General features: G+C 42.9%; 15 protein-coding genes and 2 pseudogenes. 9 read left to right on the forward strand and 8 right to left on the reverse strand.

Features of this window, described 5'->3' with window-relative positions:
• Positions 1-3: 3 nt before the first annotated feature.
• Positions 4-186: pseudogene (gene rpsT, locus MKP07_RS35025) on the forward strand (30S ribosomal protein S20); the annotation flags it as partial.
• A gap of 78 nt (positions 187-264) precedes the next feature.
• Here rpsT and murQ read toward each other — a convergent pair.
• From murQ to MKP07_RS35040, 3 genes are all read right to left on the reverse strand, one after another.
• On the reverse strand, positions 265-1,074 hold the full coding sequence (murQ, locus tag MKP07_RS35030) for an N-acetylmuramic acid 6-phosphate etherase (protein ID WP_240852660.1): 810 nt from the start codon (positions 1,072-1,074) through the stop codon (positions 265-267).
• A gap of 30 nt (positions 1,075-1,104) precedes the next feature.
• Positions 1,105-1,479 (reverse strand): hypothetical protein, encoded by a 375-nt coding sequence (locus MKP07_RS35035; protein ID WP_240852661.1) that lies wholly within the window; start codon positions 1,477-1,479, stop codon positions 1,105-1,107.
• 291 nt (positions 1,480-1,770) lie between these two features.
• Complete coding sequence (locus MKP07_RS35040; RefSeq protein WP_240852662.1) at positions 1,771-1,950, reverse strand: hypothetical protein; 180 nt, start codon at positions 1,948-1,950, stop codon at positions 1,771-1,773.
• A 199-nt stretch (positions 1,951-2,149) separates the two neighbouring features.
• Here MKP07_RS35040 and MKP07_RS35045 point away from each other — a divergent pair, with 199 nt between their 5' ends.
• From MKP07_RS35045 to MKP07_RS35060, 4 genes and pseudogenes are all read left to right on the forward strand, one after another.
• Positions 2,150-3,565, forward strand: a complete 1,416-nt coding sequence (locus tag MKP07_RS35045; protein WP_240852663.1) for a S41 family peptidase — start codon at positions 2,150-2,152, stop codon at positions 3,563-3,565.
• On the forward strand, positions 3,540-3,734 hold the full coding sequence (locus MKP07_RS35050; protein WP_240852664.1) for a hypothetical protein: 195 nt from the start codon (positions 3,540-3,542) through the stop codon (positions 3,732-3,734). The genes MKP07_RS35045 and MKP07_RS35050 overlap by 26 nt, the downstream gene beginning before the upstream one ends.
• A gap of 50 nt (positions 3,735-3,784) precedes the next feature.
• A pseudogene (locus MKP07_RS35055) lies at positions 3,785-4,632 on the forward strand (PLP-dependent cysteine synthase family protein); the annotation flags it as partial.
• 225 nt (positions 4,633-4,857) lie between these two features.
• Complete coding sequence (locus tag MKP07_RS35060) at positions 4,858-5,145, forward strand: CBS domain-containing protein (protein WP_240852778.1); 288 nt, start codon at positions 4,858-4,860, stop codon at positions 5,143-5,145.
• A gap of 32 nt (positions 5,146-5,177) precedes the next feature.
• Here the strand turns inward: MKP07_RS35060 and MKP07_RS35065 are convergent, their stop codons facing one another.
• The 3 genes from MKP07_RS35065 to MKP07_RS35075 form a co-directional block, all read right to left on the reverse strand.
• Positions 5,178-5,750 carry a DUF922 domain-containing protein gene (locus tag MKP07_RS35065; RefSeq protein WP_240852665.1) on the reverse strand — a complete coding sequence of 191 codons (573 nt, stop codon included), beginning with the start codon at positions 5,748-5,750 and terminating at the stop codon, positions 5,178-5,180.
• 135 nt (positions 5,751-5,885) lie between these two features.
• The gene (locus MKP07_RS35070) at positions 5,886-6,923 is read right to left on the reverse strand and encodes a hypothetical protein (RefSeq protein ID WP_240852666.1); all 1,038 of its coding nucleotides are present in this window, start codon (positions 6,921-6,923) and stop codon (positions 5,886-5,888) included.
• A gap of 240 nt (positions 6,924-7,163) precedes the next feature.
• Positions 7,164-7,583, reverse strand: coding sequence for a hypothetical protein (locus tag MKP07_RS35075; protein ID WP_240852667.1), 420 nt, complete (start codon positions 7,581-7,583; stop codon positions 7,164-7,166).
• Between the two features lie 82 nt (positions 7,584-7,665).
• On the opposite strand from MKP07_RS35075, the gene MKP07_RS35080 reads away from it, so the two are divergent.
• The 4 genes from MKP07_RS35080 to MKP07_RS35090 all read left to right on the forward strand — a co-directional run bounded on the left by MKP07_RS35080 (position 7,666) and on the right by MKP07_RS35090 (position 10,497).
• Positions 7,666-8,715, forward strand: a complete 1,050-nt coding sequence (locus tag MKP07_RS35080) for an amidohydrolase family protein (protein ID WP_317236211.1) — start codon at positions 7,666-7,668, stop codon at positions 8,713-8,715.
• Positions 8,716-8,813: 98 nt separating this feature from the next.
• The gene (locus tag MKP07_RS40550; protein ID WP_262920145.1) at positions 8,814-9,101 is read left to right on the forward strand and encodes a hypothetical protein; all 288 of its coding nucleotides are present in this window, start codon (positions 8,814-8,816) and stop codon (positions 9,099-9,101) included.
• A gap of 185 nt (positions 9,102-9,286) precedes the next feature.
• Positions 9,287-9,961: a hypothetical protein gene (locus MKP07_RS35085; protein WP_240852668.1), complete on the forward strand. Its 675-nt coding sequence runs from the start codon at positions 9,287-9,289 to the stop codon at positions 9,959-9,961.
• Positions 9,958-10,497, forward strand: a complete 540-nt coding sequence (locus tag MKP07_RS35090) for a MutS-related protein (RefSeq protein WP_240852669.1) — start codon at positions 9,958-9,960, stop codon at positions 10,495-10,497. The genes MKP07_RS35085 and MKP07_RS35090 overlap by 4 nt, the downstream gene beginning before the upstream one ends.
• Here MKP07_RS35090 and MKP07_RS35095 read toward each other — a convergent pair whose 3' ends face one another.
• Positions 10,498-11,586, reverse strand: coding sequence for a hypothetical protein (locus MKP07_RS35095; RefSeq protein WP_240852670.1), 1,089 nt, complete (start codon positions 11,584-11,586; stop codon positions 10,498-10,500).
• Positions 11,587-11,647: 61 nt separating this feature from the next.
• Positions 11,648-12,037 (reverse strand): GTP-binding protein, encoded by a 390-nt coding sequence (locus MKP07_RS35100; RefSeq protein ID WP_394803748.1) that lies wholly within the window; start codon positions 12,035-12,037, stop codon positions 11,648-11,650.
• Positions 12,038-12,080 lie beyond the last annotated feature (43 nt).

A 12,080-nucleotide genomic window follows, 5' to 3' on the forward strand; every position in this document is an offset into this window, starting at 1 on the left:
GGCAAAACTACACGTAATGCTATCAGGGATTTGAAAGCAGCGGAAACTACCGAAGCAACATCTCAATTATCGTCTGTTGAAAGCATGATTGATAAATTAGCAAAACGTGGCGTTATTCACCGTAATAAAGCTGCTAACTTAAAAAGTAAGCTGGCTAAAAGGTTGAATGCAGCTAAAGCAGCTTAATTAATCACTTTAATATATTTTTAAAGGAAGGCTTTCGCCTTCCTTTTTTAGGTTGTACTTATTTATGATTTGTTGCGATCAGGATACAGCGTCGATCGCCAATTTCACACTACCTTTCTCTAAAAGCAATTGCTTAGCCCGCTCATAGTCTGTCATACCGGTACGGTCCATGATCATCCGGGTTCCACGATCTATTAGCTTGTCGTTCGTTAATTGCATATTTACCATACGGTTACCCTCTACCCTGCCCATTTGTATCATTACCGTAGTAGAGATCATATTCAACACCAGTTTTTGTGCGGTACCGCTTTTCATACGGGTGCTGCCGGTAACAAATTCAGGCCCCACAATTACTTCAACAGGGTGATCTGCCACTTTGCTGATATCGGCATCCGGATTGCAGGAAATACTACCTGTTACAATGCCATTAGCCTGGCAGTGCTTTAATGCGCCAATAACATAAGGTGTGGTGCCACTCGCAGCTACGCCTACCACAGCATCTTTCTCGCTGATATGATGCGCCTTCAAATCGTTCCATCCCTGTTCTTCGTCATCCTCTGCGTTCTCAACAGGCGTTGTAATAGCTTTATTCCCTCCGGCGATCACTCCAATCACCACGCCAGGCGGCATGCCATAGGTAGGTGGAATTTCACTGGCGTCCAGTATTCCTAATCGCCCGCTGGTACCTGCCCCTATATAAAACAGGCGTCCGCCTGCCAGCATACGATCCACAATCGCATCTGCCAATTTCTCTATCTGCGGCAAGGCTGCTTCCACAGCCACCGGCACCGTCTGATCTTCTTTATTGATAGATCCCAGTAGCTCATTGATGCTCATTTTCTCCAGGTCGTTATACTTGCTGGGCTGCTCCGTTATTTTTTGATTCATATAGATACCGATTTATTTTACTGCCGGGCCTTAGGCCTCCTTGTGATATTCGATCAACCCCTTCATAGGTTTTTGAAGTATCCTGCCCAGCTCGAAATTGTAAGTAGCACAAAGGTCCTTAATAACATCTTTAAAACCAAAAGCGATGCCCCCTACAAAATTGATGGGGTACTTCCAGGCTTCATTATATTTACCCAAATGAGTAAAGAAAAAATCATTGAGGCCATCCTCTATGATATTCTCGATCATATAATGCCCGCGGTTATCTGCCAGAAAGCGCGCAAATGAGGCCAGGTAACGGTTGGGCAATGGCTTTTTATATACATGCTCCAGTATTTCGGTAGTATTGGTTACATACGCTGCATCAAATCTGGCCCGCAGGTCTTCGTCAAATGTATTGTACATGTAATACTGCAAAACCTTTTTACCCAGGTAAGCCCCACTGCCTTCATCCCCCAGGGCATATCCCAGGCCCGGGTTATTCTTTTTATTTTTTTGCCGTCATAAAAGCAACTGCTGGAACCCGTACCTAAAATGCAGGCAATACCTTTATTATTTCCACAAAGTCCTATGGCCGCTCCTTCCACATCATTTGTAACGTTCACGGCAGCCCCGGAAATATCTTTTTAATGGCATTACGCACCAGCTTATTATTGGCAGGGTTCAGGCATCCTGTTCCATAAAAATAAACATGATCTACCTCGGCTTTTTCAAAGAAGGTAATAATTCGCTACGCAATAATTCTGCAATTTGCTCCTCTCCCAAAAAATAAGGGCTTATGCCTGCCGTTTCAACCGACTTCACTTTTCCATTTCGTAAAAGGCTCCATTCGGTTTTAGTAGATCCGGCATCAGCAATAAGAATAGATTTCGACATTAGCTTAACGGTTTAAAAATAATATGCTAATATAGGTATCTATATTGTGGGAACCATGATTTAATACCATTTGATTCAAACAGCACGCCATCAAAGATGTTAATTATTCCGGTTCGCTACCCTCACAGTATAAAACCGCGGGCCGTTCAACCAAGGTTCAGACAATTTTATCTATTTTGCAGGCTTATTTTTAATAAAGATGAAGAGAAAATTTGAGGTTTGGCTTCCGTTGTTGCTTTCCGCTGTAATGATTTTAGGTATGTACATTGGATACCGGTTTGCGACAGGACAACCCAATAAAAAAATATTTAAAAAAGACAGGGTCACCGCCTTACAGGAAGCCCTGGATATCATCAGGACCCGTTATGTTGATTCCGTACAGTTAGATACCCTGGAGGGGAATGCTATACGCGAAATGATGAGCGAGCTGGACCCACATTCGGTATATCTGCCACCGGCAGAACTAAAGGAAGCGAACGAAGACCTTTCCGGCAATTTTGAAGGTATTGGAGTAGAGTTTAACCAGATCAGGGACACTGTTAACATCACCTATGTTATAGAAGGAGGTCCCAGTGACAAAGCTGGCTTGCTGATTGGCGACCAGATCATTAAAGTAGACAGCAATAGTCTTACAGGCAAAGCTATTAATAGTTTCAAAATACGCAGTCTGATACGGGGCGAAAGAGGTTCTCCTGCCAAACTGGATATTATGCGAAACGGAAAGGTATTGCCCGTTACAGTAATTAGGGGCAACATACCTACGCCGTCTATTTCAGCCGCTTATATGATGGATAAAACCACTGCCTTTATTAAGCTGGACAAGTTCACCAATACCACTTACCGTGAATTTATGGAAGCAGCGGAAGGATTGAAAAAGCAGGGCATGTCCCAGATGATCTTTGATTTAAGAAGCAATGGCGGCGGCTATATGGACCAGGCCATACAAATTGCAGATGAATTTTTAAGCGGTGACAAGCTGATCGTTTACACACAAGGCGTTAACAGCCCTAAAACTGAATACCGCTGCAAAAGACCAGGTTTATTCGAGACAGGAAAACTCGCCGTTCTGGTAGATGAACTAAGCGCCAGCGCCAGCGAAATTCTGGCTGGGGCCTTGCAGGATTGGGATCGCGCAACCATCATAGGCAGACGAACGTTTGGCAAAGGCCTGGTGCAGGAACCCTTCCTGTTAAGCGATGGGTCAGCCATGCGTCTTACGATCGCCCGCTATTACACACCTATAGGAAGAAGCATTCAAAAACCTTATACTGGCGGTAAAAAAGTATATATGGATGAGGTTTGGGAGCGTTATGCCAGCGGTCAGCTTTACTATGCAGACAGCAATAAAGTAAGCAATGGGAAAGTTTATAAAACCCATGGAGGCAGAACCGTATATGGCGGCGGCGGTATTATGCCGGATGTTTTTGTAGGTCTTGACACCTCCAATTATTCAAGAGAGATCAACATGTTATTTTTAAACGGCTCCTTCAACGATTTTGTGTTCCATTACTACCTGGATAACAAAAAATTCTGGATCCTTATGCCAACCCGAAGGTTTACACTGAGAGTTTCGATCCTGCAAAGAATATGTGGATACAATTTACCAACTGGGTAAAAAAGACACCATCAACCTCTCTGGAGTTCCGGCCTTTGAAAAAGAAAAAGTAGAAAACAGGATGGAGGCACAGCTGGCCCGCTTTAAATGGCGTGACTCAGGCTTTTACCAGGTTATGAATACAAAGGATACGCTGGTACTTACCGCACTGAAAGAGCTGGCTAAATAAACCAATTGGCATTCGTATAAAAACATTCAAACATCGGTTAACTTGAAAATATGGACATCAAAAATAATATTTTAGAGACCATTGGCAATACTCCCCTGGTTCGGTTAAACAAAGTAACACAGAACCTGCCTTGTACCGTATTGGCTAAAGTGGATTACTTTAATCCTGGCAATAGTATTAAAGACCGGATGGCTTTGAAAATGGTTGAGGTTGCGGAACAGGAAGGTAAACTAAAACCGGGTGGAACTATTATTGAAGGCACCAGTGGCAATACCGGCATGGGCCTGGCGTTGGCCGCTATTGTAAAGGGGTATAAGTGCATATTTGTTACTACCGATAAACAATCAAAGGAGAAAGCAGATGTTTTAAAAGCGATGGGCGCTGAAGTAATTGTATGCCCTAATAATGTAGAGCCTGATGACCCGCAAAGTTATTACAGCGTGGCAGCGAGACTGGCGAAAGAAGTACCCAACTCCTACCACATGAACCAGTACGATAACCTGGCGAACAGGCAGGCGCATTATGAAACTACAGGTCCTGAAATATGGAAGCAAACAGAAGGCAAAATCACCCACCTGGTTTGCACCGCGGGCACAGGAGGAACGGTTACCGGTGTAGCCATGTATCTGAAAGAAAAAATCCGGACATTAAAATATGGGCAGTAGACGCTTACGGGTCCTTGCTCACCAAATATTTCAAAACAGGCGAGCTGGACGAAAAAGAAGTGTACCCTTATTTCAGTGAGGGCTTTGGCGAAGATTTTCTGCCGAAGAACTATGATATGAGTGTAATTGATGCCTTTACCCAGGTTACTGATAAAGACGGTGCAGTTATGGCCCGGAGACTGGCAAAGGAAGAGGGATTGTTTTGCGGTTATAGCGCCGGTAGTTGCCTGAAAGGACTGATGCAACTGAAAGACACTTTAACCAAGGACGACCTGGTAGTTTGCATTTTACATGATCATGGCAGCCGCTATGTGGCTAAGATCTATAACGACCAGTGGATGATGGAACGTGGCTTCCTCGATGTAAAAACATTTAAAGACATCATCAGCGGCAGACCCGGTAAACAAAAGCTGCTGACCATTACCGCTGACAAACCGGTTGCTGAAGCAGTTGATTTAATGAAGCAATACGATATTGAACATATTCCCGTGACGCAAGCCGGTGAGATTATAGGATCGATTACCGAAGGAGGACTATTTCAAAAAGTATTTAGCAACCCGGACATCAAAAACCAAAAGATCGACAATGTGATAGAACCTGCATTCCCGCTGGTTGACTTCAATATCTCGGTTGATAAATTAAAAACACTGATCACCAAAGAAAACGGCGCTGTGATGAGTAAGGATGATGCGGGCATTTATCATATTGTGACCAAATACGATGTTATACAGGCTTTGGGTGTGTAAGAATTGAAGGTTATAGTAATGCAACAGCTAGACTACAACTTCTTAACCACAGTCTTTCTTTTATAGGCTTCAAGCGCTTCCAGCTGTTCTGCAATTTTTTCATTCCATTCATCCTGGGCAGCGAAGTCTTCACCATGTTGGGTGTCCTCGTCATACAAGCGCTGATAGAATTCTGCCGCTTTAAATTTCGTTTGCACAAAATCAGCAATCTCTTTTCTATAATTGGCCGACAACTTTAAATTCTGCAGATCCCGTACTGCCTGGCGTGCAAATACCTCTGATATATCAAAATGTTTCTGCTCATGTATCAGTAATCGTTGCTTTACAGAAGCATTGTAGTCCAGCACCCTTTCTTTTATAAAGGTATTTTGCCTGTGCACAGTGGCTTCTACTGTTATTCGAATACTTACAGGCCTGCCGTTCACTTTATCAGTGGTTAAATAATAGGTAATGCCGGTTCGGGTTAGGGCTGACACATTATCCTCTACTGCGCTCATGCTGTCATTTACTACTTTAAAATCCTGCAGCTGCAGCCGCCGCCCCTCCGTCCAGAAAATAATGCTGCTATTGGCAGTGGCTTGTGCAGCTGCTGTAAAACAAACCAACTGCAGAATAAACAGAATATGTGCGAAAAGTAATCGAATAAGATATCTTTTTTGATGATTGAATAATGGACCAGGAAGCCTCTATCCTAACTCTTTAAAAGACGCTTTGTTTACAATAAGGGCTTTAAAACCCTGTTAAAAATAAAAGTCCCTGCGGCCAATATTCCAACGGAGCCCCACATTAAATACGGTGCTACTCTTAGTAGCTACAGCGGGCGGTGTATCATAGCGTTGTTTACGAACCATACCCATCAATTCTAAAAACAGATTTTCTTTTAACTCGTACGACAATAACAGGCTCACCATTGCTGCATTGGTTTTCCAACCGCTGCCAATTTCATGCCCGTAATCGCCCCCGGATCTTGTTGTACTAGGTAAAAATATATTGCTTCCAAAATTAACAGTTCTATTACTATCCAATCCCTGCATATAATACATCGCCCGTCCCTCAATCATCCATTTCGGAGCAGGTCTGTAGCGGGCTACGCCAATCCACTCATTAAAATTAGCCATTAAAGGGTGCGCAAGCGGTTGGTTATAGTGTGTGTAGTTGGCAACAGAATCATAGTGCGAGTAGGTATACGGTCTTACACGATTCAGCTCTAACTGCAGGTCGAGATTTTTAACCGTAAATGCGTCGATATATTTGGCGCCTACCTGGTATCCGAATTTATTAGCCCACCAGTTATTTCCTCCTGTTAACTCGGATATCTTAAATTCATCAAACAATAATTGTCCATATACCTGCGCGGTCTTCGCAATATTTGCTTTAAAGTCCATCCCTACCACTGCATTATCCGGACTGCCCTGATCACGCTCCACCGACCGGTAAAAAATAACCGGTACCAGGTATCCTAATTCAAAACGATTGGTACGACCAAACACAATGCCCTCAAACACCCCTACATTTAACCATTTGGTAAGATTGATATCCAGGTGGTGCATGGCTGCGTACTTTTTACCCAACAGATCATCACCCGGGTTACTTTGATAAGCATTGGTCAGCTCCATGAAAAGATTCTGGTAATTAAACTTCCAGATGCGGGTATTTAATCTCAGGAACAGGTTATTATTTCCAAAATCGCTTAAGAACAGGCTACGCTGGCCATTACCAATAAAATTCTTATCGTACCCAAAAGTAACATCCACATATTTGGTAGCACCAAATGTCACATATCCGCGAGCATCAAAAAATCCCTGCCGCCTTCTCCCTTGAAACGATGGTTAAAACCTGCGCCAGGTACAGCGGTGCGCTCATTCATCCAATCCTGCACATACAGGGGATAACGCTCCTGGTTATCCGTAAGTGTTGTATAAAATCCTATTTTCTTCGCTATGCGCCCACGTATGGCTATTCCCCTGGTATTATAAAAAGGCTTTGATCGTTTCCACTTTCCTTCATGTAGCCAACATTCAACACAGGGTTGATAGTGAGATCAAAGTCTTTGCTATGTGTTTCATACAAACCTGCCGGTATTGGTAAAAAGTATTTCCCACCAGTTTTTTACTCATATAAGCCTCCCGCTCTTCCTCGGGCAACCATTCTACGTTATTCGCTAATGCGCTTCTCAGGTAATATTTATCTACATTGGTCAGTTTGGCATCCAGCGCCGAATCTACATTCAGGTAGTTTTTAATAGCCGGCACATAAAACTCCCTGCTATAAGGTTTGGTCTTACTTAAGTTCAGCATAGGATCTCTCTGAGCCTTTATTTCCAATCGATCCAGCAGAATCTCCTGCTTATCGCCCCTAGGCAAATAAGTAGATTGCGACGCAGCGAGAATTGGTAATAAAACAACTGCTAGCAAAGGCAGGTATTTCTTAAATTGCATAGTTTATTGATAAGGTTAATTAAAGTATTTTCATTGATGTCCCGGCAATACCGAAAGCTTCTATTTTCAGCACACTTTAAAAGTGTACCTTACTTATTACCATTACCAGAAACTGGTAACCGGCAATAGCAAAACACCGGGCACAAAAACAAAAACCATGCAAATATATCTTTTTAAAAACATTCAGGTAGTAAATGAAGGGAAAACAGAAACGAAGGATGTTCTGATTAAAAACGGGCGTATCGAAAAAATTGAAAATCAAATCAATACCACCGAAAATGCTATAGAAATCAACGGTGAGGGTAAACACCTGTTACCGGGCGCTATAGACGACCAGGTACACTTCAGAGAGCCTGGCTTAACGCATAAAGCCAATATTTATACCGAAAGCAAAGCAGCAGTAGCCGGGGGCGTAACCAGTTTTATGGAAATGCCGAATACAGCGCCACCGGCTTTCACACTTGACCTGCTGGAAGACAAATACAATATCGCGGCTCAAACATCGCTGGCCAATTACTCTTTCTACATCGGCACCAGCAATGTTAATGCTGACGACACTTTAGCCGCTAATAAATTTAAAGACCGCATCTGCGGCATTAAAATGTTTATGGGTAGCAGCACGGGCAACCTGCTGGTAGACAACCCACTGGTATTGCATCGTATTTTTGGTGAAAGTGAGATGCTCATCGCCACCCATTGTGAAGATGAAAAAATTATTAAAGCCAATCTTCAGAAAGCGCTGGATGAAAACCGGGAGTTGACGGCTGCAGATCACCCCATCATCAGAAATGAGGAAGCCTGCTTTGAATCATCCTTTTACGCCATTCAACTGGCTAAAAAGTACGATTCAAGGTTACACATCCTGCACATCACTACCGAACGGGAATTACAGCTTTTTACGAATCTCATTCCGTTGAAGGATAAACGAATTACGGCAGAAGTATGTGTGCATCACCTGCATTTTACGGCAGACGATTATGAACGCCAGGGCAATTTTATTAAATGCAACCCGGCCATAAAGGCGGCACATAACAAGGAGGCTTTATGGAAGGCCCTATTAGATGATCGCCTGGATGTAATAGCCACGGACCACGCGCCACATACTTTTGAGGAAAAAATGAGCCTTACTTAAAAGCCCATGCCGGATTACCACTTGTACAACATGCCCTGCCGTTGATGCTTTATTACAACCGCTTAGGAAAAATCTCCCTCGAAAAAATAGTTGAGAAAATGAGCCACGCGGTGGCCGACTGCTTTTCGATCAAAGAAAGAGGCTATATACGTGAAGGATATTTTGCCGATTTAGTAGTTGCGGATCTGAATGCACCTTTTACGGTTGGTAAAGAAAACATCCTCTACAAATGTGGCTGGAGCCCTTTTGAACAGGCGGGTGAAGGCGGAGCACCTTTCAATTTCCCTGCAAGCATCACCCATACTTTTGTAAGCGGGCATTTAGTTTATGGAAACGGGCAGTGGGATGAGTCTAAGAAAGGAGAACGCTTACTATTTGAAAGATAATTTACTGTTCAATGTTTGAAAGTTCAATGTTAAGCCGGTTGCAAACAGCATGTAAACTTTAAACATCAAGCTACTACTATGCAGATAGACAATATATCCTTTAACGACATTTCGATATTTCATACAGAAGAGAGTTATTCCATATTTCATAAGCTCAACTTTACCCGTACAGAGGGCGGGAAAGAATGGTTGCGGCATTTTTTTCCAGCCCCTTCAACGATATTAAGAAGATTACCGGTACCCAAAACATCTTAAAAAAGCTGATTGAACATGTAGACGACTGGCCTCAGGAAATATCGAATGGTACGGTATTGGTGATCGTGAAATTCCTGGATTATGCTTTAGATACTATTGGCAATAATCCATCGGCAGTGGATGCTTTTATGTATCGTTTGCTGCATAGTGCAGACTATTCGATGGCTAAATTTTCGGTAAAGCATTTTATAGATTTCTTCAGAGGATTAAAAAAAATTGAAACTATACTGGCCGGTGTTGATATGCCGGCCAATTTTAAAATTCACATTGATCGTATAGGTCATTTAATCAATGCAGTAGAGCCTTTCAGGCAAATGGCTGCTATAGAGAAGGATGAAAATGTACCTCAACACAAAAGTTTGTACTTCGCAGCCAGTGTAAGAGGAAATTATAAAAAGGATGTACAGGAACTGATTGAGATTTACAGCCGGCTGGATGCCTGGTATTCTATGGCTTTTGCTGTAAAAAAGTATAACCTGCATTTTCCGGAGTTTATCGAAAGTGACCAGCCTTTTATAGAAGCAAGAGGCCTGTATCACCTGTTGTTGCATAATCCCGTCCCCTATCACCTGCAAATGAGCCCTGAGCATAATTTTCTTTTTTGACAGGAGCTAATATGGCGGGCAAAAGCACTTTGATCAAATCAGTTGGTGCATCCGTATTTCTCGCTCATATTGGCATGGGAGTGCCCGCTTCAGGCATGCGGCTAACGATGTTCGACGGGCTGATCAGCAATATTAATGTGGTAGATAATATTGCCAAAGGAGAAAGCTTTTTCTTTAATGAAGTGCAGCGAATTAAAAACACCGTGCAAAAGATCAGCGATGGAAAAAAATGGTTGGTGCTGATTGATGAATTATTTAAGGGCACCAATGTTGAAGATGCGATGAGATGCTCTTTATCTGTTATTAAGGGCCTCATTAAGGTAAAAACCTCCCTATTCATTCTTTCTACCCATCTCTACGAAATCGGGGATGAATTACAGGAGTTGCCTACCATTGCCTTTCGCCATTTTGAAACCATGGTTACGGAAGATGCGCTGTCCTTTAGCTACCAGCTAAAAGAGGGCATTAGTAAAGACCGGTTGGGTTACCTGATTCTAAAGCGGGAAAAAGTGGTAGATATGCTTGAAAAGCTATAATTACTGCTTATTGTAAGCATTGAACAGTAAACTGGCAGCCTGGCTGATTTTTGTATAGGAAGCGTCCTGCGTAAGCGTATAAAAATTCTCCTTCATGATTGCTCTTACCTGTTGGTACACCTCAACGCTTAGAGGACTGACACCTGAATTTCTATATTTAAGCGCCCGTATCAAACCATGTGCTTTGGACAGGTAGTGCAATTTGGCTACGGGGTCAGCAATCTGCTTTACACTGTCTAAAGCAAATAAAGCACTCTGCGCCAAAGTCACTTCTGTATACCCCACAATGGTTGTTATTGAAATAGCATTTACACGGGCATCCCCGGCAGTAGCAGCTGCTTTTGCGCGCCTGAACTCTTCATAAATCTTTGCTCCGGCATCGAGGTTCTTAACCCCGGCAAAAAGTGCGGCAATACCCAGGGGCCGGTTACGCCTTGCCATTCCTGCATAATAATCCAGTTCAGGATCGTAGTTTACAGGAAATCCCATATAATTATAGGCCACATCCCAGGCCAGTGCTACACTTTGTCCCGGACCGGCCAAATTACCAAAGGCATTCTGCATAAAGTTGGCGCCCAACATGGTGTTGAACCACACTTCCTGCATTTCCATGCCATTTTCATTAAACAAACGTTTCTGAGATACCGGTGTATTTTGTGTACGAACACCTGCTGTTCCGTTAGCAGCTGGTACATTAAAAAACCGGCTGAGAATAGCTACCGAATCGGCCAGGCCTTTCAGAGAGTCGGCGTCGCCGGTATTGCTGGCCAGGCTAATGCGCCCCACCATATTATTCAGCATAGTTTCGTCGTATACAAAATCAGGCACCATCGAACTGGTAAATTGTCGTCCGCGATTCAGCCACAACGAGTCTACAATAGCCGTATCAATAGTTTCAATTACCGAGTTGGACAAATAGTTAGCCAGACCATGGGCCATGATCACACGCGCCAACGCCGTAGAGTCATTACTTTCCTGGTTAAAAACCGGCGGTACTGAATAAGCATCTAAAAATGGCGTATTCTTTACACAGGAGACCGATATAAGTGTAGCAAAAGCAATAAGAAACAACTTAAAATGCAACTTCATTAGGTGTACTTTGAAAACGGACAATGATACAAACGGGCATCTGCAGTGAACTTATATTTCACTACTTACCTTGTAATGCTGTAAATTCTTTATTTAACTCATGAATAAATGATAACAATTCCTCTCTCCCATCGCCCCGGGTGGCCGAAGTAACAAAATAAGGAGGTAAATCTGCCCAGGTATTTTTTAAAGTTTCGATAAATTTCTGCACGTTATTTACCGTAGCTCCGGGCTTATTCTTATCTGCTTTTGTAAATGCAATCGCAAAAGGCACCTGCCACTCTCCCAACTGATCTACAAACTCCAGGTCGATTTTTTGAGGCTCATGACGACTATCAATCAACACAAACAAATTACCGAGATTAGTACGCTTTAATATATAATCCTCGATCATAGAGGTCCAGCTCTTACGTTGCTTTTGAGAAACTTTTGCGTAACCATAGCCTGGCAAATCTACCAGGTACCAGCTTTTACCTATTTTGGCTTTTGCATTG

It is taken from the genome of Paraniabella hibiscisoli (assembly GCF_022512515.1).
In the GTDB taxonomy this organism is placed as follows: Bacteria; Bacteroidota; Bacteroidia; order Chitinophagales; family Chitinophagaceae; genus Niabella; species Niabella hibiscisoli.